This window comes from Microbacterium sorbitolivorans, from assembly GCF_003327285.1.
In the GTDB taxonomy this organism is placed as follows: domain Bacteria; phylum Actinomycetota; class Actinomycetes; order Actinomycetales; family Microbacteriaceae; genus Microbacterium; species Microbacterium sorbitolivorans.
This window is the reverse complement of record NZ_KZ848477.1, coordinates 49,222-71,003: the sequence shown is the minus strand read 5'-3', so window position 1 is coordinate 71,003 and position 21,782 is coordinate 49,222. Positions and strand designations below refer to the sequence as shown.

At 68.7% G+C, this 21,782-nt stretch carries 24 protein-coding genes and 1 tRNA gene; 21 read left to right on the top strand and 4 right to left on the bottom strand.

Annotation, left to right across the window (positions count from 1 at the left end; all coding sequences use genetic code 11):
• Positions 1-48 precede the first annotated feature (48 nt).
• From DTO57_RS13425 to DTO57_RS13370, 12 genes are all read left to right on the top strand, one after another.
• Positions 49-696: a YoaK family protein gene (locus tag DTO57_RS13425; RefSeq protein WP_114118751.1), complete on the top strand. Its 648-nt coding sequence runs from the start codon at positions 49-51 to the stop codon at positions 694-696.
• A 67-nt stretch (positions 697-763) separates the two neighbouring features.
• On the top strand, positions 764-1,669 hold the full coding sequence (locus DTO57_RS13420; protein ID WP_114118750.1) for an ABC transporter substrate-binding protein: 906 nt from the start codon (positions 764-766) through the stop codon (positions 1,667-1,669).
• 7 nt (positions 1,670-1,676) lie between these two features.
• Entirely contained in the window at positions 1,677-2,744 is a 1,068-nt protein-coding gene (locus DTO57_RS13415) for a FecCD family ABC transporter permease (protein ID WP_114118749.1), read from the top strand.
• Positions 2,745-2,749: 5 nt separating this feature from the next.
• Positions 2,750-3,802 (top strand): FecCD family ABC transporter permease, encoded by a 1,053-nt coding sequence (locus tag DTO57_RS13410; protein WP_114118813.1) that lies wholly within the window; start codon positions 2,750-2,752, stop codon positions 3,800-3,802.
• Complete coding sequence (locus DTO57_RS13405; RefSeq protein ID WP_114118748.1) at positions 3,799-4,599, top strand: ABC transporter ATP-binding protein; 801 nt, start codon at positions 3,799-3,801, stop codon at positions 4,597-4,599. Before DTO57_RS13410 ends, DTO57_RS13405 begins: the two co-directional genes overlap by 4 nt.
• Before the next feature lie 64 nt (positions 4,600-4,663).
• On the top strand, positions 4,664-5,923 hold the full coding sequence (locus DTO57_RS13400; RefSeq protein WP_114118747.1) for a sensor histidine kinase: 1,260 nt from the start codon (positions 4,664-4,666) through the stop codon (positions 5,921-5,923).
• Complete coding sequence (locus tag DTO57_RS13395; protein ID WP_114118746.1) at positions 5,911-6,603, top strand: response regulator; 693 nt, start codon at positions 5,911-5,913, stop codon at positions 6,601-6,603. The genes DTO57_RS13400 and DTO57_RS13395 overlap by 13 nt, the downstream gene beginning before the upstream one ends.
• Positions 6,600-7,436, top strand: coding sequence for a DUF4097 family beta strand repeat-containing protein (locus DTO57_RS13390; RefSeq protein WP_114118745.1), 837 nt, complete (start codon positions 6,600-6,602; stop codon positions 7,434-7,436). The genes DTO57_RS13395 and DTO57_RS13390 overlap by 4 nt, the downstream gene beginning before the upstream one ends.
• A gap of 139 nt (positions 7,437-7,575) precedes the next feature.
• Complete coding sequence (locus DTO57_RS13385; protein WP_187346634.1) at positions 7,576-8,364, top strand: sulfite exporter TauE/SafE family protein; 789 nt, start codon at positions 7,576-7,578, stop codon at positions 8,362-8,364.
• Positions 8,365-8,373: 9 nt separating this feature from the next.
• Complete coding sequence (locus DTO57_RS13380) at positions 8,374-8,823, top strand: FAS1-like dehydratase domain-containing protein (protein ID WP_114118744.1); 450 nt, start codon at positions 8,374-8,376, stop codon at positions 8,821-8,823.
• The gene (locus tag DTO57_RS13375; protein ID WP_114118743.1) at positions 8,823-9,227 is read left to right on the top strand and encodes a MaoC/PaaZ C-terminal domain-containing protein; all 405 of its coding nucleotides are present in this window, start codon (positions 8,823-8,825) and stop codon (positions 9,225-9,227) included. Before DTO57_RS13380 ends, DTO57_RS13375 begins: the two co-directional genes overlap by 1 nt.
• Complete coding sequence (locus tag DTO57_RS13370; RefSeq protein ID WP_268235379.1) at positions 9,224-10,336, top strand: UDP-N-acetylmuramate dehydrogenase; 1,113 nt, start codon at positions 9,224-9,226, stop codon at positions 10,334-10,336. The genes DTO57_RS13375 and DTO57_RS13370 overlap by 4 nt, the downstream gene beginning before the upstream one ends.
• Before the next feature lie 150 nt (positions 10,337-10,486).
• Here the strand turns inward: DTO57_RS13370 and DTO57_RS13365 are convergent, their stop codons facing one another.
• The gene (locus tag DTO57_RS13365) at positions 10,487-11,221 is read right to left on the bottom strand and encodes an endonuclease domain-containing protein (protein ID WP_114118742.1); all 735 of its coding nucleotides are present in this window, start codon (positions 11,219-11,221) and stop codon (positions 10,487-10,489) included.
• A 406-nt stretch (positions 11,222-11,627) separates the two neighbouring features.
• The gene (locus DTO57_RS13360) at positions 11,628-12,827 is read right to left on the bottom strand and encodes a pyridoxal phosphate-dependent aminotransferase (protein WP_187346633.1); all 1,200 of its coding nucleotides are present in this window, start codon (positions 12,825-12,827) and stop codon (positions 11,628-11,630) included.
• 170 nt (positions 12,828-12,997) lie between these two features.
• Here DTO57_RS13360 and DTO57_RS13355 point away from each other — a divergent pair.
• From DTO57_RS13355 to rplA, 5 genes are all read left to right on the top strand, one after another.
• A tRNA-Trp gene (locus DTO57_RS13355) sits at positions 12,998-13,070 on the top strand.
• Between the two features lie 38 nt (positions 13,071-13,108).
• Positions 13,109-13,357 carry a preprotein translocase subunit SecE gene (gene secE, locus DTO57_RS13350; protein WP_114118740.1) on the top strand — a complete coding sequence of 83 codons (249 nt, stop codon included), beginning with the start codon at positions 13,109-13,111 and terminating at the stop codon, positions 13,355-13,357.
• A gap of 19 nt (positions 13,358-13,376) precedes the next feature.
• Positions 13,377-14,339: a transcription termination/antitermination protein NusG gene (gene nusG / locus DTO57_RS13345; protein ID WP_114118739.1), complete on the top strand. Its 963-nt coding sequence runs from the start codon at positions 13,377-13,379 to the stop codon at positions 14,337-14,339.
• A 244-nt stretch (positions 14,340-14,583) separates the two neighbouring features.
• Positions 14,584-15,015, top strand: coding sequence for a 50S ribosomal protein L11 (rplK, locus tag DTO57_RS13340; RefSeq protein WP_114118738.1), 432 nt, complete (start codon positions 14,584-14,586; stop codon positions 15,013-15,015).
• Positions 15,016-15,027: 12 nt separating this feature from the next.
• Entirely contained in the window at positions 15,028-15,720 is a 693-nt protein-coding gene (gene rplA / locus DTO57_RS13335) for a 50S ribosomal protein L1 (protein WP_114118737.1), read from the top strand.
• Positions 15,721-15,778: 58 nt separating this feature from the next.
• Here the strand turns inward: rplA and DTO57_RS13330 are convergent, their stop codons facing one another.
• Both DTO57_RS13330 and DTO57_RS13325 read right to left on the bottom strand, forming a co-directional pair.
• The gene (locus tag DTO57_RS13330) at positions 15,779-16,501 is read right to left on the bottom strand and encodes a response regulator (RefSeq protein WP_114118736.1); all 723 of its coding nucleotides are present in this window, start codon (positions 16,499-16,501) and stop codon (positions 15,779-15,781) included.
• A complete protein-coding gene (locus DTO57_RS13325; protein WP_114118735.1) occupies positions 16,498-17,727 on the bottom strand; it encodes a sensor histidine kinase in 1,230 nt (409 codons plus the stop codon). Before DTO57_RS13325 ends, DTO57_RS13330 begins: the two co-directional genes overlap by 4 nt.
• A 114-nt stretch (positions 17,728-17,841) precedes the next feature.
• Between DTO57_RS13325 and DTO57_RS13320 the strand changes: the two genes are divergently transcribed.
• From DTO57_RS13320 to DTO57_RS13305, 4 genes are all read left to right on the top strand, one after another.
• On the top strand, positions 17,842-18,840 hold the full coding sequence (locus DTO57_RS13320) for a tripartite tricarboxylate transporter substrate binding protein (protein ID WP_114118734.1): 999 nt from the start codon (positions 17,842-17,844) through the stop codon (positions 18,838-18,840).
• Positions 18,837-19,367 carry a tripartite tricarboxylate transporter TctB family protein gene (locus DTO57_RS13315; protein ID WP_114118733.1) on the top strand — a complete coding sequence of 177 codons (531 nt, stop codon included), beginning with the start codon at positions 18,837-18,839 and terminating at the stop codon, positions 19,365-19,367. The genes DTO57_RS13320 and DTO57_RS13315 overlap by 4 nt, the downstream gene beginning before the upstream one ends.
• A 2-nt stretch (positions 19,368-19,369) precedes the next feature.
• Positions 19,370-20,866, top strand: coding sequence for a tripartite tricarboxylate transporter permease (locus DTO57_RS13310; RefSeq protein ID WP_114118732.1), 1,497 nt, complete (start codon positions 19,370-19,372; stop codon positions 20,864-20,866).
• A gap of 282 nt (positions 20,867-21,148) precedes the next feature.
• Positions 21,149-21,757 carry a SipW-dependent-type signal peptide-containing protein gene (locus DTO57_RS13305; RefSeq protein ID WP_114118731.1) on the top strand — a complete coding sequence of 203 codons (609 nt, stop codon included), beginning with the start codon at positions 21,149-21,151 and terminating at the stop codon, positions 21,755-21,757.
• Positions 21,758-21,782 lie beyond the last annotated feature (25 nt).

Below are 21,782 nucleotides of genomic sequence, written 5' to 3'. Positions count from 1 at the left end.
AAGCGGATCCGGGGACGTCGTCGTTTAAGGAACTGGGAGCCGCAGCCCTTGAAGCACGCCACGAAGCGCGGCCTGCTCCTCTCGAGTTGCCTCGCCCTCATCGCGGGCTTCGTCGACGCGATCGGATTCATCGAGACCGGTGGCCTGTTCGTCTCGTTCATGAGCGGCAACTCGACGCAGGCGGGCGTCGACGTCTTCGCAGGTCACGCCCACGTTGCGATCCTGTCGGTGTACCTGATCGTCGCCTTCGTCGTCGGCGTCACGATCGCGGGCGTCGCCGCCGCGCGCACGCGCGACCACCACCCGTTCGTCGTCGGGGGAGCGGCGGTCGCGCTCGTCGCCGTCGCCGTCCTCGATCTCGCGGGCGCTGGATCCGCATGGAATTACGGCCTCGTCTCGATGGTTATGGGCGCCATCAACACGCTCTATCTCGCCGACGGTCGCGCCCGCATCGCGATCACGTACGCGACGGGCACGCTCGTGAGCCTCGGCCTCGCGCTCGCAGCGCTCGTCACGGGCGGATCCCACACCGCGTGGCATCGTCCGCTCCTGCTCTGGGGCGCGCTCGCGTTGGGCGCCGTCGCGGGCGCCGCGGCGCACCGGCTCGGCACGGCGCTGTCGCTGTTCGCGGCGGCGGGGATCCTCGCGGCGCTCGCGGTCTTGATCGTCACCTCGCGGCACCGAAAACTACATTAGGGTTGCCTAGCCTTACCAATCTCTGTAGAGTCGCAGCGTTTGTGTTCTCCGAGAGATTGGTATTCCCGTGCGCCGTAGTTCCTCCCTTGCCGCGATCGTTGCAGCCTCCGCCCTCCTCCTGACCGGGTGTGCGCAAGCGGCGGAAGAGCCCGCCGCGGGAGGCACCGAGAAGGACGGCGCCGAGAACATCGTCATGGACTGCTATGCCTACAGCTCGCTGCACGAGTACGGCATCGAGCCCGTCGCCCTCTTCGGCTACGAGTGCGACAACCCGTTCGTGATGGGCGACGCCGACATCTCGGGCATCGACTTCGTCGGCAAGGACGGCGAGATCGACGTCGAGAAGCTCGCAGAGCTGCGCCCCGACGCGATCGTCGGCCAGGGCACCGAGGCCGGCTGGTCGTGGTTTGACGAGGACGTGAACGCGCAGATCACCCGCGTCGCCTCGTTCGTGCCGCTGCCGTCGGGCGACACGATCGATAGCCGCATCGCCGACACCCGCGAGATCGCCGCGTCGTTCGGCGCCGACGTCGAGGCCGAGGCGGTCGAGCAGTCCGACACCGCCCTCGCCGACGCGAAGGCCGCCCTGAGCGAGGCGCTGGCCGCCAACGACGTCAACATCATGCTCACGAGCCCGACAAAGGAGATGCTCTACACGGGCGTCGGCTTCGCGCAGGCGACGCTGCTCGAGGAGCTCGGCGCGACGATCGTCGGCGCCGACGCACCCGAGACGGGCAACCCGTGGGGCCAGGTCGCGTGGGAGGACGCGTCGACGTACCCCGCCGACATTCTGCTCATCGAGGGCTACAACGACGACTTCGCCTTCTCGACCGAGCTGTGGGACGTGCTCCCGGCCGTCGAGGCGGGCCAGCTCGGTGCCTGGAGCTCGAAGGGCGCCATGACGGCGACCGCCTACGCCGCCTGGCTGAACGAGGTCACGGGCCTCGTCACCTCGTCGGCCAAGGTCGCCTGACCCCCGGATGACTTCGCAATCCGCAACGCTCGGATCCGCCCCGCAGGCGGCGGATCCGGGCGCCGCCGCGCCGGGGTCGCCGACGCGGCGGCGCTGGGTCGGGCTCGTCCCGCTCTTCGCGCTGTGCGCTATCGCGCTCGCGGCGAGCATGCTCGTCGGCTCGCGCACGATTGCGGTGGGCGACGTGACCCACTTTCTGCTGTACCCGGATCCGGATGACGCGCTCTCGCAGACCATCTGGTTCTCGCGGGTGCCGCGCACCGCGCTCATCATCGTCGCGGGCGCGGCGCTCGGCGTCGCCGGCACGCTCATGCAAGCCGTGACGCGCAACCCGATGACCGACCCCGGCATTCTCGGAGTCAACGCGGGCGCCTCGCTCGCGGTCGTCGTGGGCCTGGCATTCTTCGGCGTGGGCGACATCTCGCAGTACATGTGGTGGTCGTTCGCGGGTGCGATGGTCACCTCGGTTCTCGTGTTCGTGATCGGCAACACCGGATCCGCGCGCGGCAACCCCGTGCGCATGACGCTCTCGGGCGTCGCGCTGGGCGCCGTGCTGTCGGGCTTCTCGTCGGCCGTGCTGCTGACGAACTCGCGCGTGCTCGAGAAGTTGCGCGGCTGGTCGGCGGGCACGACGGCGTCGCAGCCCCTCGAGGCGACGATGGCGATCGTGCCGTTCATCGCGGCGGGCCTCGTGATCGCCTTCCTCAGCGCGCGCTCGCTCAACGTGCTCGCGCTGGGGGAGGCGTCGGCGGTCGCGCTCGGCGCCCACCCGAACCGGATCCGCACCGTCGTGCTCGTCGCGATCGCGCTGCTCGCGGGCGGCGCGACCGCCGCGGCCGGCCCGATCGGCTTCCTCGGCCTGCTCGCCCCGCACCTCGCGCGCATGATCGTCGGCCCGCACCAGGGCTGGATCCTCGCGTACTCGGCGCTCATCGCGCCGACGGTCATGGGCTTCGCCGACGTGCTCGGCCGCGTCATCACGGCCGGCGAGGTGCCCGTGGGCGTCGTGACGGCCTTCATCGGCGCGCCCGTGCTGATCTATATGGTGCGGCGCTTCCGCGTCGCGGAGATGTGACGGCGATGACGGATCTCGATTTCGGGCGCAGGGTCTACCGCATCGGCCCGCGCCAGCGCCCCTTCTTCGTCGCCGATGTGCGCTCGAGCGTCGTCTGCGCGGCGATCTGGAGCGCCATCGCAGCCCTCGCCGTCTACGGGGTGTTCACGGGCTCGGCCCAGATCACTCCGGCCGAGGCCTTCCAGGCCCTCATCGGGCGCGGCGACTCGTACACCTCGATGGTCGTGCTCGAGTGGCGCGCGCCGCGCGTGCTCATCGCGGTGCTGCTGGGGGCCTCGCTCGCGATTAGCGGCGCGATCTTCCAGAACCTCACGGGCAACCCGCTCGGATCCCCGGACGTCATCGGTTTCCAGACCGGCTCGTACGCGGGCGCCCTCATCGTGATGCTGATCTTCGGCGGCGGATCCGCCGAAACGATGGCCGGTGCGTTCACGGGCGGAGTCGTCACGGCGTTCGTCGTGTTCTTCCTCTCGTCGAAGCGCGGCGCCGTGCGCGGCGTGCGGCTCATCATCGTCGGCATCGGCGTGAGCGCGATGCTCGCGTCGGTCAACGTCTGGATCCTCCTCACCGCCACGGTCGAAGACGCCATCATGGCGAGCCTCTGGGGTGCCGGCAACCTCTCCGGCGTCTCGTGGTCGACGTTCTGGGGCGTCTTCGGCGGATCCGTGCTCTTCCTGATCGGCGCCCTCGCGCTTAGCCGACCGATGCGGCTGATGCAGATCGGCGTGCCGTTCGCGACCGCCCTCGGGCAGAACGTGCGGCTCGTGCAGGTGTTCGCGATCGTGATCGGCATTGGGCTCACGGCGCTCGCCACGGCGTCGGTCGGGCCGATCTCGTTCATCGCGCTCGCCGCGCCGCAGATTGCGCGCCGCGTCGTGCGCTCGGACGGCCTCGCGCTCGGCCCCACCGCCGCCATCGGCGCGCTGCTCCTGCTGCTGGCCGACGTCGTCGCCCAGCGCATCTACCGCGACTCCCCGCTGCCGGTCGGCATCGTCACCGTCTCGATCGGCGGGCTGTACTTCCTGTGGCTGCTCCTTCGTGAAGGGAAGAAGAAATGACCCGCCTGATGGCCGAGAAGGCCGCGCTCGGATACGCCGACAAGCTCATCTGCGAGGAGGTCACCGTCGAGATCCCCGACGGTGCCTTCACCGTGATCGTCGGGCCGAACGCCTGCGGCAAGTCGACGCTGCTCAAGAGCCTGACGCGCCTGCTCCCGCCCGCGCGGGGCCGGATCCTGCTCGACGGCCGCAGCCTGCACGAGATGCCGACGAAGCAGGTCGCGCGCGAGATCGGCCTGCTGCCGCAGGGGCCGATCGCGCCCGACGGGATCCGCGTGATCGACCTCGTGACCCGCGGCCGCTACCCGCACCAGCGGCTCTTCGCGCCGTGGTCGCCCGAGGACGAGCTCGCGGTCGCGAACGCGATGGACGCGACGGGGATCCGGCACCTGTCGGGCCGCATGGTCGACGAGCTCTCCGGCGGCCAGCGGCAGCGCGTCTGGATGGCCGTCGCGCTCGCGCAGGAGACCCCGATCCTGCTGCTCGACGAGCCGACGACCTACCTCGACGTGAGCCACCAGATCGAGCTGCTCGAGCTCTGCCGCGGCCTCAACAAGTCGCAGGGCAACACGCTCGTGGCGGTGCTGCACGACCTCAACCAGGCAGCCCGCTACGCCGACCACATCGTCGCGATGAAGGACGGATCCGTCGTCGCCACGGGCGCCCCCGAAGACGTCATCACCGAATCGCTCGTCGAAAACGTGTTCGGACTGCGTGCCCGCGTGATCCCGGATCCGGAATCGGGCAGCCCCCTCGTTGTCCCGCGCTGGGCCCACGCGGTCGCGGTCGGGGGATAACCCCACCCGGATCCGGAGGCCCGCCCCGCTGTGCGGATCCGCGGGCTTCCGTAGCGTTAGGGGCATGAGTTCGATATCCGCACCCCAACCCCGGGTGAACACGCCCGTACGATTGCTCGGAGCAACCGCACACCTGGTCGTCGTGGGCCTCCTCGGCGGCCTCGTCTTCGCCGCTCTCGTGACCTTCCTGAGCGTCGGCCTCGGCCTGCTGCCCGTGCTGGGCATCGGCGCTCTGTTCCTCATCGCCTTCATCTACCTGCTCTTCGCCACAGCTTTCACCGAGACGGCCCGCGTCGAGGGCCTCTACGGGTTCGGCATGCCGATGCTGCGGCCGCGGCGCTCGCCGAAGCGCGGCTTCGTCGGATTCCTCCACACCATGTGGCTGCAGTTCATCGACGCGGGCATGTGGCGGGCGATCGCGCACTTCGCGATCGCGACGGTGCTCGGCTGGATCGTCCTCGCCGCGACCTCGACCTTCGCGAGCGGCATCGCGGCGGCGTTCTCGCCGCTGTACGCCAACGGCGCGTCGGTTCCGATTGCCGGATTCCGCATCACTTCGACCTTCGCCGCCGTCATCGGCGTCGCCGCGGCGGTGCTCTCGCTGGCCCTCATCTTCGGCCTCGCCATGCTTCACGGCGTGCTGTCTCGCGTGCTCATCGCCCCGATCCGCGAGGCCCAGCTGGCCGCCGCGGCCCGCGACGCCTCGGCGCAGCGCCAGGATGCGATCCGCGCGAGCGACGTCGAGCGCACCCGCATCGAGCGCGACCTGCACGACGGCGTCCAGCCCCGCCTGGTCTCGGTCGGCATGACGTTGGGCCTCGCCCAGCAGAAGATCGACGCCGACCCCGAGAAGGCCAAGGAGCTCCTCGCCGAGGCGCACACCTCGACGAAGGCCGCGATCACCGAGCTACGCCAGCTCGCCCGCGGGATCCATGCCTCCGTCCTCGACGACCGCGGACTCGACGCGGCCCTCTCGGCCGTCGCGAGTCGCTCCCACATCCCCGTCGTGCTCGACGTGCGGATGCCCGGCCGCGTCGACCGCGACGCCGAGGCCGCCGTCTACTTCGCGATCGCCGAGTCGCTCACGAACGCGGCCAAGCACTCCCGCGCCACCGAGGCGCGCGTGACGGTCCGCGCCCGCCCCGAAACCGGATCCCTCTGGGCCCGCGTCGAAGACAACGGCGTCGGCGGGGCACGCGTGCTCGCCGGCGGCGGCCTCGACGGGATCCAGAACCGCATCGCCGCCCTCGGCGGCACCTGCCGCCTCGACAGCCCGGCGGGCGGCCCGACCTCGCTGGAGGTGAGCGTGCCATGCGCATCCTGATCGTCGAAGACTCCGTGCTGCTGCGGGAGGGCCTCGTGCGCCTCCTCGAAGACGCCGGACACGAGGTAACCGCCGCCCTTCCCGACGCGAGCCGCGCGCTCGACGCGGCCGCGGAACAGGATCCGGACCTCGCGATCGTCGACGTGCGATTGCCGCCGACCTTCACCGACGAGGGGATCCGCGCCGCGCTCGCGCTGCGTCGGCAGGATCCACGCCTCGCGGTGCTCGTCTTCTCGCAGTACGTCGAGGAGCGATACGCCGCCGACCTCGTCGCCCAGCCGGGCGGCGCGATCGGCTACCTGCTCAAGGATCGCGTGACCGACGTCGCCGAGTTCCTCGAGTCGCTCGACCGGATCGCGTCCGGCGCGACCGTCCTGGATCCGGAGGTCGTCGCGCAGCTCCTCACCCGCCGATCGCGCGATGAGCAGATCGGCCGGCTGACGGATCGCGAGCGATCTGTGCTCGCCCTGATCGCCGAGGGAAAATCCAACGGCGCGATCGCCCGATTGCTGTTCATCAGCGAGGGCGCCGTCGAAAAACACATCACGTCGATCTTCGGAAAGCTCGGGCTCGAGCAGGACGACACCGGCAACCGCCGCGTGCTCGCCGTGCTCGCGCACATCGACGCCACCACGCAGCCGGGCCCCGTCGGGCCCTCACAGAACGGACCAGTTCGATGAGTAACGACACCCTGATCCCGCCCGCGCAGCAGACTCCTGAGGCGCGAACCGGATCCCGTGCCCTCGCCATCACCCTCGGGGTTGTCGGCGGCGTGGTGATCCTTGGAACCCTCGGCTTCTCGGGCCTCTACGCCGCGATGGGCGCGGCGCGACCGGGCAGCGGCGAGTTCCAGACCCTCACCTCGGACGTCACGGGCGTCAGCGGCGTCGAGATCAACTCGTCGGCCGGCGACTTCCGCGTCGAGTTCGGCAATGTCGACGAGGCCGTGTTCAACGGCGTCACGGACGGCGGCACCTGGACCATGACGCGGCACGGCGACACCCTCGTCATCGACTCGCCGCGTAGGTGGTTCACCTTCGGAATCGACTGGAACTTCGACAGCACCTCGACCCTCGTGCTGCCCCGCTCGCTCGACGGCGTCGACCTCGACGTCTCGATCTCGGCCGGAAGCTTCGGCGCCGAGGGCGAGTTCGGCGACGTCTCGTACGGGCTGAGCGCCGGCGACTTCTCGATCTCGGGTTCGGCCCGCTCGCTCGACGCCGACATGTCGGCCGGCAGCAGCATGATCGAGCTGTCGGGGCTTCAGACCGCCTCGTTCGAGGTGGCCGCGGGCGACCTGTGGGGCGACCTCAGAGGAGAGGGAGCCCCCGACGAGATCGACATCGACGTGTCTGCCGGATCCGTCGAGCTTCAGCTGCCCGACGTGCCCTACGCCATGACCCGCGAGAGCGTGTTCGGCGACATCAGCTCGAACCTCGACGAGTCGGCCCGCGCCACCCGCACGATCAGCGTGGAACTGGCCGCCGGGGATGTGACCCTGACGGCCGGCTGATTCCTGCCCCCCGTACACAACGACGCAAATTTTCGGCTGAATGACGGTATGAACCGGTTTCTACCCCACCTCGGCCCAAAATTTGCGTCGTTGTGTACGCGGGCGGGGCGGGGGAACCGCCGGGATTAAACTGGGGGCGATGAAATATCTACGCGACCGTGGCCCCAAGGCACTTTTCACCTTTGTGGCGATCGGGCTCGTGTCCGGCTTCATGTCGGGCCTCTTCGGTGTCGGCGGCGGCACCGTCATCGTTCCGCTCCTCGTCGGCATCGCGCTGTTCTCGCAGAAGCTGGCCTCGGGCACCTCCGGCGCCTCGATCATCATCACGGCGTCGATCGGCGTCATCACCTACGCGCTGCACGGCGAGGTCGACTGGATCGCCGGCGTCCTGCTCGCCATCGGCGGCATCATCGGGGCGCAGCTGGGGGCGCACCTGCTCCACGTGATCCGCGAGAACATCGTGCGCTGGATCTTCATCGTCTTCCTCGCCTGCATGGTCGTGATGATGTTCATCGTCGTCCCGGAGCGCGGCGCGACCGTCGACATGCACGTCGGCACGGCCCTCGCGCTCGTCGCGCTCGGCATCGTGACCGGGATCCTCTCGGGCCTTATCGGCGTTGGCGGCGGCATCATCGTCGTCCCGGCGATGATGTTCCTCTTCGGATCCAACGACCTCGTCGCGAAGGGCACGTCGCTGCTCATGATGATCCCGACGACGGTCTCCGGGGCCTTCCGCAACGCCCGCAACAAGAACATCGACTTCGTCGCGGCCGGCGTGGTCGGGCTCGCGACGCTCATCACGACGCCGCTCGGCGTGATCGTCGCCGCGAAGCTGGATCCGTTCACCGCGAACATCCTGTTCGCCGCCTTCCTGCTGGTCATCGGCGTGCAGATGACGATCAAGGCTCTGCGCGGTCGCCGCAAGTAGACTCGTGGGGTGACTGTGAACCCCGATCTCGTAGAGCGGACTTTCCCGCCGACGCCCTCGTATCTGGTCGGTCGAGAGAAGGTGCGCGAGTTCGCTCGCGCAGTCTTCGCGACCGCGCCCCAGCACACCGACGCGGAGGCCGCTCGCGCAGAGGGATACTCCGACGTCGTCGCGCCGCCGACGTTCGCGATGGTCATCGCCGACCAGACCCTGCAGCTGCTGCTGAACGACGAGTCGACCGGCATCGTGCTCGAGCGCGCCCTGCACACCGACCAGCAGTTCACCTACACGCGGCCGATCGTCGCGGGCGACGAGCTCACTGGCCAGCTGAACGTGACGCGCGTGCGCGCCATGGGATCCGGCGCGATGGTCACGAGCGAGACCGTCATCACCGACGCCGCGGGCGAGCACGTCGTCACCGCCACCTCGACGCTTCTCATCGGATCGGAGGACGAGTGATGTCGTTCGAAAAGGGCCAGATCCTCACCGAGCAGACGGTGCACCTCACCCGCGAAGACCTGGTGCGCTACGCGGGCGCCTCGGGTGACTTCAACCCGATCCACTACCGCGACGATATCGCGCAGCGCGTCGGGCTCCCCGGCGTGCTCGCGCACGGCATGCTCACGATGGGCATCGGATCCTCGATCCTCGTCGGCGCGCTCGGCGACGCCGCGCGCCTGCAGTCGTACGTCGTGCGCTTCACGAAGCCGGTGCTCGTCGCCGCCGACGAGGGCGCCGACGTCACGTATGTCGCGACCGTCGGGCTGGTGAAGGACGACGGATCCGCCCGCGTCGACCTCACCGTCACCTTCGGGGACGACAAGGTCTTCGGCAAGGCCCAGGCTCTGGTGACGGCCGCGTGAGGCTTGCCGACCTCACCACGATGGGCGTCGGCGGCGAGCCGTCGCTGATCGTCGACGCCTACTCGCGGGAGCAGCTCGTCGCGGCGCTCGTCGACGCGGCCGACGACGACTGGTTCGTGCTCGGCGGCGGATCCAATCTACTCGCCGCCGACGAGCCCTTCGATGGCACCGTGATCCGGATCCTCACCAGCGGTTTCGCGCCGATCGACGGCGCGCCGGAGGGGTTCCAGCGCGTGTCGGTCGAGGCCGGTCAGAACTGGGATGAGTTCGTCGCGTGGACGGTCGCCGAGGGGCTGCAGGGCGTCGAGGCGATGAGTGGGATCCCCGGAACCGCGGGCGCCGCACCCATCCAGAACGTCGGCGCCTACGGGCAGGAGATCGTGCAGACGCTCGTCTCGGTCGACCTGATCGACGAGGGATCCTCCGAGATCGTCGAGGTTCCCGCCGCCGAGCTGGGCCTCGGTCCGCGCACCTCCGACCTCAAGCGCCACTATGGCGAGGAACCGATCCGTAACGCCGTCATCGCGGGCATCACGCTTGATCTCCGCGTCGTCGGCACGGATCCGACCCCGGTCGCCGACGAGCGGATCCGCGGAGCGCTCTCGCTGTTGGAAACCGACGCGCTCTCGCTCGCGGAGATCCGCGATCGCGTGCTCGCGATCCGCGCGTCGAAGGGCATGGTCCTGGATCCGTCGGACGCCGATACGCGCAGCGCTGGAAGCTTCTTCAACAACCCGATCATCGCGGAGGCCGACGCGCGACGCCTGCCGGCGGAGTGCCCGCGCTGGCCCGTCGACGAGGTCGTCGAGGCGGTGCAGGTGTTCGACCTCGCGACGTGGGACGGCCAGGTGCCGCGCGTCGCGGCCCCCGCCTCGCGCGTGAAGGTGAGCGCGGCGTGGCTGATCGAGAACTCGGGGCTGCCGAAGGGCTTCGCGCTGCACGGATCCCGCGCCTCGCTCTCGACGAAGCACACCCTCGCGATCACGAACCGCGGGGGAGCGACGGCCGACGAGGTCGCCGCGCTCGCCCGCTACGTGCGCACGCGGGTGGCATCGGAATACGGCATCACGCTGAACCCCGAGCCGGTGTTCGTGGGCGTCGAGCTGTAGCGCGCCGGGACGCCCCCACGGGTCGCCCCCACGGGTCGCCCCGTTGGGTCGCCCCCACGGGTCGCCCCCACAACGTGTCGCCCCCACATTGGGTCGCCATAAATCGTCGCCTCGGCGCCGCCCGAGGCGACGATTTATGGCGACCCATCGTTAGCGCGCGAGCTGCATGGCGATCAGCCGGTGGATGCGCTCCGCGAGTCGCTCCGGATCCTCGAGATCCTCCTGCGTCACGTAGGTCACGACGTATCCGAGCGACTCGAGCTCGGCTCGGCGCTGTTCATCGCGACGCCATTGCTTCGCGTCGCGGTGGTAGTCGCCCTGATACTCGATCACAATCTTCGCATGGCGGATAAGCATGTCCACGCGCCCCACGAAGCGATCGCCGTTGAAGATGTCGACGTTGAGCTCCGGCCGCGGAATTTTTGCTTCGTGAAGAAGCACCCGGAGCTCGGATTCCTTCGGAGACTCCGAGCGCGGATCCGCAAACCAGAGCGCGCGACCGCGCCGTTCGCGACCGGGCTTGCGTCGACCCGCGCGCTCTTGGGCGCGCTCGAGCTCGTATCGCTGGATCCCGCCGCGAAGGAGGAAATCGGTGATCGCGACGAGCCTCGGAAGCGAGACTTCCTCGGAGATATCTACCCACGTGCGCTCGGGCTTCGTGACGCGGTAGCCATCGCGTTCGACGATGTCCTCCGGATCCAGCTGGAGAGCGCGCCCGCGCACCCCGGGCCGGCGGATCCGGTTCTGTTTCGCCGGAACTCCGACGCAGAGCACGCCGCTTGCGCGTTCGCGGAGCGGCAAAGTGAGCGGGAAGCCCCAGGCGAGCGCGGCCGTGGGGCCGGCGATGAACGCGTGTTCGGGGAGCGCCTCGCAGAGCAGGCGCATCCGGTCGTCGAGGCTATCGAGCGGCAGGCGCGACCGCGTGCCATGAAACGGCGTGACGAGGTCAGAGGCACGCAGCCGCCGAGGAGTGACGCCCTCCGCGCGCGTGCTCGATCGTGAAGGAAGGCGGAAGTGATTCTGGCAGGGGCGAGGGGTTCATGCGAGCGATCCTGCGCCGCCCGCCGCGCCGGATCCGCACTATCCACAGCCGGATCCGCGAAAAACGGGCTGTGGACGCGCTGACCCCCCCTCCCGACACGGGGTCGCCATAAATCGTCGCCCCGAGCGGTGCGGAGGCGACGATTTATGGCGACCCACTAGAAGCGGCGTCGAACCCTGCGATGGGTCGCCAAAAAATGCCGCCTCGAGGTCCCCCGAGGCGGCATTTTTTGGCGACCCAAATGAGGGGTTACGCGAAGAGGCGCTGCAGGCGCTGGACGCCCTCGAGCAGCTGGTCCTCGCCGAGGGCGTAGCTCAGGCGCAGGTATCCGCTGGGGCCGAAGGCCTCGCCCGGAACCACGGCCACCTCGGCCTCGTCGAGGATGTAGTCGGCGAGCTCGAGCGAGGTGTTGATCTGGCGTCCGCCCCACTCGCGGCCGAGCAGGCCCTGCACGTCGGGGTACACGTAGAACGCGCCCTGCGGCGTCGGCACCGTCACGCCCTCGATCTTCGAGAGCTCCTCGACGATCAGCTTGCGGCGGCGGTCGAACGCCTGGCGGAACTCCTCGGCCGAGTCCTGCTGGCCCGTGAGCGCCTCGATTGCGCCGCGCTGGGCGACGTTGTTGACGTTGCTCGTCAGGTGCGACTGCAGGTTCGCGGCGGCCTTGATGGCGTCGACGGGGCCGACCATCCAGCCCACGCGCCATCCGGTCATCGCGTAGGTCTTCGCGACGCCGTTGAGCAGCAGCGTCTGCTGGGCGACCTCGGGCACGGCCTCGACGATCGACACGGCGCGCACGCCGTCGTAGGTGAGGTTCTGGTAGATCTCGTCGGTGATGATCCACACGCCGTGCTCGAGCGCCCAGCGCGCGATCGCGGCGGTCTCCTCGGGGGTGTAGACGGATCCGGTCGGGTTCGACGGCGACACGAAGACGAGCACCTTCGTCTTCGGCGTGCGGGCGGCCTCGAGCTGCTCGACGGTGACCTTGTACTCCTGGTCGGCGCCCGCGAACACCTCGACGGGCGTGCCATCGGCGAGCTGGATCGCCTCGGGGTACGTCGTCCAGTACGGCGCGGGGAGGAGAACCTCGTCGCCCGGGTTCAGCAGCACCTGGAAGGCCTGGTAGACGGCCTGCTTGCCGCCGTTGGTGACGACGACCTGGTTCGGCTCGACCTCGAGGCCCGAGTCGCGCTTGGTCTTCTCGACGATCGCCTGCTTGAGCGCCGGGAGGCCGGCGGCGGGCGAGTAGCGGTAGTTCGCCGGATCCGCGAGCGCGGCCTGCGCCGCCTCGACGACGTTCGCGGGCGTCGAGAAGTCGGGTTCGCCCGCGGCATACGAGATGACGGGGCGTCCCTCGGCCTTGAGGGCCTTGGCCTTGGCGTCGACCTTGAGGGTCGCAGACTCGGCGATGGCGGTGATCTTCTGGGAGAGAGGAGCGCGTTCAGTCACACGCTTAGCGTACTTGGCCCGGGCGGATCCGCGGGCGCGGCAGAGCGGATCCGCCACGCGCGAGAAGCTGGCTCGGTTCGCGCGCACCCTGCGCATGCCGTATGATCGCTAGAGCAGTTCTTCACTGCATCCTTCGGGGTGCGGCGAGAACTCTAGAGTCACACGACTCTAGGGCGGTAGCTCAATTGGCAGAGCAGCGGTCTCCAAAACCGCAGGTTGCAGGTTCGATTCCTGTCCGCCCTGCTCGTCTCAGCACATGGCTGATCCACGAAAGGTGACGAATGGCTCAGGACGTAGCCGCCGCGGGAGGCGCGGGTTCCGGCGAGAAGGTCAACTTCTTCCGCCGTATCGTGATCTTCTTCCGCGAGGTCATTGCGGAGCTCCGCAAGGTCGTCACGCCGACGCGCAAGGAGCTCGTGAAGTTCACGAGCATTGTCCTCGGGTTCGTCATCGTGATGATCGCCCTGGTGTTCGGATTCGACACGCTCTTCTCGTGGATTGTGGACGTCGTTTTCGGCATTCCGACCTAAACCGAAAGAGGGTGTAGTCGTGTCTGAAAAGCATCTCGACGACGCTGATTGGGCTCCTGCCGCAGAGCAGTCCAGCGAGGATGACGAGGCCCAGACGGGCAGCGTCCTCACCGAGGACGAGCGCGCGAGCGAGGCTGCGGAACATCGGGCAATGCATGTCGATGATGACGGTGCGGGACTTGCCGACAACGAAGACATCGACATCGAAGACCCGGAGGCAGACGCCATCGTGAACGACGCACTCGAGATCGACGAGACCAGCGAGGCCGAGGCCGCCGCTGAGGTTCTCACGGAAGACGCCGAGGAAAACGGCGAGCTTCTCGAGGAGACCGCGGAAGAGGCGGAAGAGGAAGACGAAGACCCCTACGCCGAGTTCCGCGCGGAGCTGCGCATCCTCGAGGGTAAGTGGTACGTCATCCACACCTACGCCGGCTTCGAGCGCAAGGTCAAGGCCAACATCGAGCAGCGCAAGTCGACGCTCGAGGTCGAAGAAGACATCTACCAGATCGAAGTTCCGATGGAAGATGTCGTCGAGATCAAGAACGGCCAGCGCAAGATGGTCACCCGCGTGCGCGTCCCGGGCTACGTGCTCGTGCGCATGGAGCTGAACGAAGACTCCTGGTCGGTCGTTCGCCACACGCCGGGCGTCACGGGCTTCGTGGGCAACGCCCACAACCCCGCGCCGCTGCGTTTCGAAGAGGCCTTCAACATGCTGAAGCCCCTCGCCGAGATCCGCGAGGCCGAGAAGGCAGCGTCGGGCGACGCGAAGGCCAAGGAAATCAACGCGCAGCGCACCATCGCCGCCGAGGTCGACTACGAGATCGGCGAGACGATCACGATCAAGGACGGCTCGTTCGCGGGCCTCCCCGGCACGATCAGCGAGATCAACGCCGCGAGCGGCAAGCTCACGGTCCTGGTGTCGCTCTTCGAGCGCGAGACTCCGGTCGAGCTGGCGTTCGACCAGGTCACCAAGATGAACTAAGAGTTTTTCGCACGATGCCCCGCTCCGGCGGGGCATCGTCGTTTCCGGAGGATCCGGAGTTTCCGGAGGACCCGGAGGATCCGGAGAAGCAAGAGGAACCCAGCGGATCCTGAGGAACAGATCCCGATGGATCCGGTAGACTTGCATGGTTTGCGCGTCCTCGTGGCGCGCTCGCAGACACCACGCCCCGCCAGGGCGTGGGAGAGCATGCGCATTCGGTGCGTGTTCGACGAAAGGAAACCCAATGGCACCTAAGAAGAAGGTCTCGGGTCTGATCAAGCTTCAGATCCAGGCTGGTGCGGCCAACCCCGCCCCGCCCATCGGCCCCGCGCTCGGTCAGCACGGCGTCAACATCATGGAGTTCTGCAAGGCGTACAACGCGGCGACCGAGTCGCAGCGCGGCAACGTCATCCCCGTTGAGATCACCGTCTACGAGGACCGCAGCTTCACCTTCGTCCTGAAGACCCCGCCGGCGGCGGAGCTCATCAAGAAGGCTGCTGGCGTCAAGAGCGGTTCGGGCACGCCCCACACCGTCAAGGTCGGCAAGCTCACGAAGGCTCAGGTTGAGGAGATCGCCAAGCAGAAGGCGCCCGACCTGAACGCGAACGACATCGACGCTGCGTCGAAGATCATCGCCGGCACCGCCCGTTCCATGGGCATCACGGTCGAGGGCTAAGGGGAAACGAAAATGGCTAAGTCCAAGGTTTACGCCGCAGCCGCCGCCAAGGTTGCTGAGGGCAAGTTCTACACTCCCGCCGAGGCCGTTGCCCTCGCGAAGGAGACGGGTTCGAAGAAGTTCGACTCGACCGTTGAGGTCGCGCTGAAGCTCGCTGTCGACCCCCGCAAGGCCGACCAGATGGTGCGCGGCACCGTCATGCTCCCGCACGGCACCGGTAAGACCGCCAAGGTCATCGTGTTCGCGAATGGTGAGGCCGCTGAGGCTGCCATCGCCGCGGGCGCGGACGAGGTCGGCGGCGCCGAGCTCATCCAGAAGGTCGCCGACGGCTGGACCGACTTCGACGCGGCCGTTGCCGTTCCGGAGCTCATGGGCCAGGTTGGTCGCCTCGGTAAGGTTCTTGGTCCCCGTGGCCTGATGCCGAACCCGAAGACCGGCACCGTGACCCCCAACCCCGCGAAGGCGGTTGAGGAGATCAAGGGCGGAAAGATCGAGTTCCGCGTTGACAAGCACGCGAACCTCCACTTCATCGTGGGCAAGGCCTCGTTCGACGCTGAGAAGCTCAGCGACAACATCCAGGCCGCCCTCGACGAGGTCGTCCGCCTGAAGCCGTCGTCGGCGAAGGGTCGCTACATCCAGAAGGGCGCCGTTTCGACGACCTTCGGTCCGGGCATCCCGCTCGACGTGAACGGCCTCGCTGCCTAAGTCGCGTTCTGACTGACAAAACCCCCTGCTCCTTCGGGAGCAGGGGGTTTTGTCGTTGTTAGACCGGCGACGGCGTCAGCCGGTAGAGCACCTCGGGCCGCCCGCGCGCCCCGTAGCGGTGTGAGAGGGCGATCTCGCCGCGGCCGACGAGGTGGTCGAGGTAGCGGCGCGTGCTCGCGCGCGAGAGCGAGCAGCGCGAGGCGACCTCGGCGGCCGAGCTCGGCACCACCGGATCCAGCGCCTCGCGCACCCGCGCGAGCGTCACGGGGGAGATCCCCTTCGGGAGCGCGGGGACCGGCCCCGTGGGGGCCACCGCGATCGGGATCCGGCCGGTCTGCAGCAGGCTGTCGATCTCGCCCTGGGCGAGATCGAGTCCGCGCTCGAGCGGATCCGGCGCCGTGCGGCCCGCGCGGTACGCGGTGAGCCGCTCGGCGAAGACCTCCTGGCTGAACGGCTTCACGAGGTAGCCGGCGACGCGGCCCGCGAGCGCCTGCCGTACGGTGATCTGGTCGCGCGACGAGCTGATGACGATGATGTCGGGCGAGTGCACGGCGACCGTGCGGATGCGGTGCATGACTTCGATGCCGCTCACGTCCGGCAGGCGCAGGTCGAGCAGGATCAGGTCGATGTCGCCGCGCTGGCTGAGCTCGATCGCCGCGGTGCCGGATCCGGTGCGCGCCGCGACCGTGAAGCCCGGCAGCTCGGCGACGAAGCGCGCGTGGAGGTCGCGGGCGTGGGCGTCGTCGTCGACGACCATGACGCGGATGGGGGAGGGCGTCATCGGAGGACCTCCATATCGAATGCGAAGCGCGTGCCGCCCGCCGACGATACCTCGATGGATCCGCCGCGCGCGACGATCGTGCGGCGTACGAGGTCGAGCCCGATCCCGCGGCCCGTGCCGGTCGGATCCGGTTTCGTAGAGAAGCCGCGGGCGAAGATCTGCGCGGCGTGGGCGGGTGGAATCCCGGGGCCGTCGTCGGAGACGACGCCGTGAAAGCGCCCGCCGGCTTCGCGCAGCTCGCAGCGCACCGCGTGGGCGCCCGCCTCGCCCGCGTTGCGGCAGAGGTTCGCGAGCACGAGCACGAGCTGGTCATCGGCGTCGCGCTCGATATCGACGTCGAGGTCGAGCCGCGCGCCGTAGGAGGCGAGCTCGGCGCCCAGCGCCTCGAAGGTCGCGCGCAGCAGGGGAGGTATCGACGCGAGTGCCGGATCCGCGACCGTCGTCACGCGCGCCGACGAGTCGATGTAGTCAAGCGCCTCGGCGCGGTCGCCGTGCGCGACGAGCCCGCGGATCACGTGCAGGCGCGTGTCGAACTCGTGAGACTGCTCGCGCAGCGCCCCGGCTGTCGCGGAGGTGTGCTCGAGCTCGCGCGCGGCCTCGTCGTGCAGGCGGATGCGCCGGTGCATCGCCGTCGTGAGCGCCGTGCTGGCGGCCATGCCGATGACGAGGGCGCCGATGTTCCAGGGCAGCAGGCGCCACAGCGCGTCCTCGATGTCCTTCGACATCCGCTTCTCGAGGATGCCGGTCGAGACGGCCCCGATGACCGATCCATCGGAGCCGATCACGGGCACCTTCGCCCGCAGGGTGCGGCCGATCGTGCCGTCCATGATGTTGACGACGGTCTCGCCCGCGAGCACCTCGGACGGATCCGTCGAGACGATCTCGCCGCGCGCCTCGCTCGTCGGGTGGGTGATGCGGCGCTCGTCGGGCGCGATGACGACGAGGTAGTCGACGCCCGCGGCGCTCTCGACGAGGCTCGCGAGCGGCTGGAGCTCGGCGGTGGCCTCCTCGAGGGATCCCTCGGTGGATCCGAGATCCTCGAGCACCGTGCGTACCTGATCGAGGTCGGCGAACTCGGTCGAGACCTCGGTGACGCGCTCGGTCGTGGTCGCGCGGATCCCGTCGCGCTGCACCGCGACCGCGATCGCCGTCGTGCCGCCGACGCAGGCGAGAACGAGCAGGGTCGGCAGGGCGAGCAGCGCGAAGCGGGCGAAACGTCGCCTCATTGCGGTCTCCCTCCGTGAGCATCAAAGAGCATAAGTCTTTCGCGGATTGCCGCGAAGCGCGAACCCGAGGCAAGGTAGCTGACGGCTGTGCTGACAGCACAAAGGAGTGAATTCATGTCACAGAACCAGAAATCGGGGCGCCGAAACGTCGGTCGGGTCATCGGCGGTCTCGTCGCCGTCGCCTCGATCGGTATCGCATCTTACGGATCCATCAGCTCCGCCGCCGCGGGGCAGGACGTGCACGCGTCCCTCACGATCGTCGCGCCCGCGGCCGCCGGTGGCGGCTGGGACACGGTCGCGCGCGAGCTGCAGCAGGCGCAGAAGGCCAACTCGCTCGTCAACAACGTGCAGGTCGTGAACATGCCGGGCGCCGGCGGCACGATCGCGCTCGGCAACGTCGTGAACCTCGAGGGCCGGGCCAACAACCTGCTCGTCGGCGGCACGGGCCTCCTCGCCGCGAGCGTGCAGTACTCGAGCGACAAGACCTATGACGACGTCACGAACCTCGCGGTGCTGTTCGAGGAGTACGACGTCATCGTCGTGCCCGCCGACTCGCCGTACGAGACGCTCGACGACCTCGTGACCGCGTGGCGCGAGGATCCGGCCGCCCTGCCGTGGACGGGTGGCGGATCCTTCGACCAGCTCGTCGTCACCGACCTCGCCCTCGAGGCCGGCATCACGCCGACCGAGACGACGTACATCTCGTCGGACGGCGGCGGCGAGGCCATCCAGGCCCTGCTGAACGGCACGGCCGCGGCCGCGACCGGCGGATACCCCGACAACATCGACCAGATCGAGTCGGGCCGCCTGCGCGCCCTCGCCCTCGTGGCGGAGGAGCCCGTCGACGGCATCGACATCCCGACGGCCCGCGAGCAGGGCTACGACATCACGCTGTCGAACTGGCGCAGCCTGTCGGCACCTCCCGGCATCACCGACGAGCAGATCGAGTCGCTCGACGAGCTCATCGCCGAGTCGCTCGCGACCGACGAGTGGCAGGACGCCGTCGAGCGCTACCACTGGACGGTCAACGTGCGCACGGGCGATGAGCTGCAGGAGTTCCTCGCGGAGGAGACGGAGCGCATCGAGATGCTCTACAAGGAGATGGGACGATGAGCGGTCAGAACAACCCGACGGCGCTGTCGGCGACCTACGGCCAGAAGCTGCGCTTCGGCGGCCTCGCGAAGAACCTCATCATGCCGGCCGTGCTGCTGGCGTTTGCGGCCTACCTCGCGATCGGCATCGTCACGATGACGGTTCCGGACGGCACGAGCTTCCCCGGCCCCGGGTTCTTCCCCGGCCTCATCGCGGCGGGCCTCGCGATCTTCGCCGTCCTGCTCGTCGTGCGCGCCTTCCGGGCGCCGCTCGCGGAAGCCACCGGCGACGGATCCGGTGAGAAGGTCGACTGGGCATCGCTCGCCTGGATCGTGGTCGGCTTCGGCGGCTTCATCGCGCTGCTTCCCGTGCTCGGCTGGATCATCGGCGCGGGCCTGCTCTTCTGGGCCATCGCGCGCGGATTCGGCGAGCACCGCCACATCCGCAGCCTCATCATCGGCCTCACGGCCAGCTCACTCGTCTACATCGCGTTCGACATGGCCCTCGGCATGTCGCTGCCGTCGGGCATTCTCGGATGGGAGTTCTAAGCATGGATACTCTTCAGCTTCTTGGCGACGGCTTCATCGGAGCCCTCTCGCTGCAAAACCTGCTCTGGGTGCTCATCGGTTGCGTGCTCGGAACCGCCGTGGGCGTGCTTCCCGGCCTCGGATCCTCGATGGCCGTCGCGCTGCTCCTGCCCGTGACGTTCGCGCTCGACCCGACGGCCGCGTTCATCATGTTCTCGGGCGTCTACTTCGGTGGCCTCTTCGGCGACTCGACCATGGGCATCCTCATGAACACGCCCGGCCAGGCGTCGGCGATCGCGTCGACGTTCGAGGGCCACAAGATGGCGCTCGACGGGCGCGCGGCGAAGGCGCTCGCGACCGCCGCCATCGGAGCGTTCATCGGTGGATTCATCGCCTCGATCTGCGTCGTCTTCCTCGCCCCCGTGCTCGCCGATTTCTCGACGCAGTTCGGCCCGGCCGAGTTCTTCGCCCTCGCCGTGTTCGCCTTCGCGGCCACCTCGACGGTCGTCACCGACGACACCGTCAAGGGCCTCGCGTCGCTGTTCCTCGGCCTCGGCATCGCCGTCATCGGCATCGACGGCGTCTCGGGCGCCCAGCGCTTCACGATGGGATCCCCGTACCTGTTCGACGGCATCTCGCTCGTCACCGTGACGGTCGCGATTCTCGCGCTCGGCGAGGTCATCTACGTGGCCTGCATGGAGCGTCACATCGTCGGCAAGGCGATCGTGCGCCCCAAGGGGCGGCCGTGGCTGTCGAAGAGCGAGCTGCGCGAGGCGGCGCCCGCGTGGCTGCGCGGTACCGCGATCGGCCTCCCGTTCGGCGTCGTGCCGGCCGGCGGATCCGAGATCCCCACCTTCCTCGCCTACGGAGTCGAGAAGCGGCTCGACGCGCGCCGCAAGGATCCGCAGTTCGGCAAGGGCGCGATCCGCGGCCTGGCGGCCCCGGAGGCGGCCGGTAACTCGACGACCGGCATGGCGATGGGCGCGCTGCTCTCGCTCGGTCTGCCGATCTCGGCGACGGCGGCGATCATGCTCGCGGCGTTCCAGCAGTACGGCCTGCAACCGGGCCCGCTGCTATTCGACCGCGCGCCCGACCTCGTGTGGTCGCTGCTGGCGAGCTTCTTCATCGCGATGGTGGTGCTGCTGATCCTGAACCTGCCGTTCGCGATGCTGTGGGCGAAGCTGCTGCTGATCCCGCGCCCCTACCTGTACGCCGGAATCACCATGTTCTGTGCCATGGGTATCTACGCCTCGTCGGGATCGACCTTCGACCTCGCGATGCTTCTCGGGGTCGGAATCGTGGGCTTCCTCATGCGCGCCCTCGACTTCCCGCTCGCGCCGCTCATCATCGGCATGGTGCTCGGCCCGCTCGCCGAGACGAGCCTGCGCGACGCCGCGATGAGCGCCAACGGCGACTTCTCGGTGCTGGTGCAGGGCCCGATCGCGCTGACGCTTTACGGCGTGCTCATCGTGGTGCTTGGATTCTCGGTCGTCAGCCGCCTCCGCGCCCGCCGCGCGTAGGGGCTACTCCTCCAGGTGGGGCCGACTCCCGGGTCGGCCCCACCTTTCCGCGAGATCGCACTCTTTTGTGGTCCCACTTCCGCGAGGTCGCACTCTTTTCGCGAGGTCGCACTGAATTCGGTGAGATGTCGCGAAAACTATGCGATCTCGCGGGGTGTGGGGTCGGGCCGCTTTCCTGGGAGTTAGTTGAGAATCGCGCAGTACTCCCCCATAATTGGGGGTAAGTCGCGGGTTTCGAGCGCCAACCGTGCGCGGCCCGCGAGCGCAAAGGGTGCTCCACACATGTCTCAGACAGCTTCGCGTCGTCGTAAGGTTCTTGCCATTCTGGCTGCCGGTGCCGTTGTTGGCGTCGGCGGCGCCTACACGCTTGCCGCGTGGAACGACTCCGAATTCGTGACGGCCGACTTTGCGTCGGGTTCGTTCAACCTCGAGGGATCCACCGACAACGCCACGTACACCGAGCACGCCACAGCAGACGCCGCGGCCGAGGTGTTCACGCTCACGACCGACAACATGGTCCCGGAGCAGGTCGTCTACGACTCGTTCTTCGTGCGCCTCGACGCCGCCACGACGGTCTCCGGAACCCTGGCGCAGCCCTCCGCGGCCACCGCGACGGGCGCCGTCGCCGACTACGCGTACGAGATCGCGGCCATCGACCCGACCGCGACCTGCGACGCGACGACCCTCGCGGCCGGCACGCTCCTCGGATCCGCCGACGCACTCGACGGCGCAAACGCCGCGACGAACACCGTCGATCTTGTCGCCGGCGATGGCGCGGCCGGCACCGCCGTCCAGCTCTGCATCCAGGTGACGGCATCGCCCGACCTCGCCCAGGGCCAGACAGCCGAGGCAACGTGGGAGTTCGTGGCAACGTCGAACGACGCTAGCTAATGACGGATCGTCGGCGGGGGAGGCG

Coding starts and splice junctions, on each gene's coding strand:
- DTO57_RS13415 (WP_114118749.1), top strand. CDS start 1,677: ATGACTTCGCAATCCGCAACGCTCGGATCCGCCCCGCAGGCGGCGGAT.
- DTO57_RS13410 (WP_114118813.1), top strand. CDS start 2,750: ATGACGGATCTCGATTTCGGGCGCAGGGTCTACCGCATCGGCCCGCGC.
- DTO57_RS13405 (WP_114118748.1), top strand. CDS start 3,799: ATGACCCGCCTGATGGCCGAGAAGGCCGCGCTCGGATACGCCGACAAG.
- DTO57_RS13400 (WP_114118747.1), top strand. CDS start 4,664: ATGAGTTCGATATCCGCACCCCAACCCCGGGTGAACACGCCCGTACGA.
- DTO57_RS13395 (WP_114118746.1), top strand. CDS start 5,911: ATGCGCATCCTGATCGTCGAAGACTCCGTGCTGCTGCGGGAGGGCCTC.
- DTO57_RS13390 (WP_114118745.1), top strand. CDS start 6,600: ATGAGTAACGACACCCTGATCCCGCCCGCGCAGCAGACTCCTGAGGCG.
- DTO57_RS13385 (WP_187346634.1), top strand. CDS start 7,576: ATGAAATATCTACGCGACCGTGGCCCCAAGGCACTTTTCACCTTTGTG.
- DTO57_RS13375 (WP_114118743.1), top strand. CDS start 8,823: ATGTCGTTCGAAAAGGGCCAGATCCTCACCGAGCAGACGGTGCACCTC.
- DTO57_RS13365 (WP_114118742.1), bottom strand. CDS start 11,221: ATGCGCCTGCTCTGCGAGGCGCTCCCCGAACACGCGTTCATCGCCGGC.
- secE (WP_114118740.1), top strand. CDS start 13,109: ATGGCTCAGGACGTAGCCGCCGCGGGAGGCGCGGGTTCCGGCGAGAAG.
- rplK (WP_114118738.1), top strand. CDS start 14,584: ATGGCACCTAAGAAGAAGGTCTCGGGTCTGATCAAGCTTCAGATCCAG.
- rplA (WP_114118737.1), top strand. CDS start 15,028: ATGGCTAAGTCCAAGGTTTACGCCGCAGCCGCCGCCAAGGTTGCTGAG.
- DTO57_RS13330 (WP_114118736.1), bottom strand. CDS start 16,501: ATGACGCCCTCCCCCATCCGCGTCATGGTCGTCGACGACGACGCCCAC.
- DTO57_RS13325 (WP_114118735.1), bottom strand. CDS start 17,727: ATGAGGCGACGTTTCGCCCGCTTCGCGCTGCTCGCCCTGCCGACCCTG.
- DTO57_RS13320 (WP_114118734.1), top strand. CDS start 17,842: ATGTCACAGAACCAGAAATCGGGGCGCCGAAACGTCGGTCGGGTCATC.
- DTO57_RS13315 (WP_114118733.1), top strand. CDS start 18,837: ATGAGCGGTCAGAACAACCCGACGGCGCTGTCGGCGACCTACGGCCAG.
- DTO57_RS13310 (WP_114118732.1), top strand. CDS start 19,370: ATGGATACTCTTCAGCTTCTTGGCGACGGCTTCATCGGAGCCCTCTCG.
- DTO57_RS13305 (WP_114118731.1), top strand. CDS start 21,149: ATGTCTCAGACAGCTTCGCGTCGTCGTAAGGTTCTTGCCATTCTGGCT.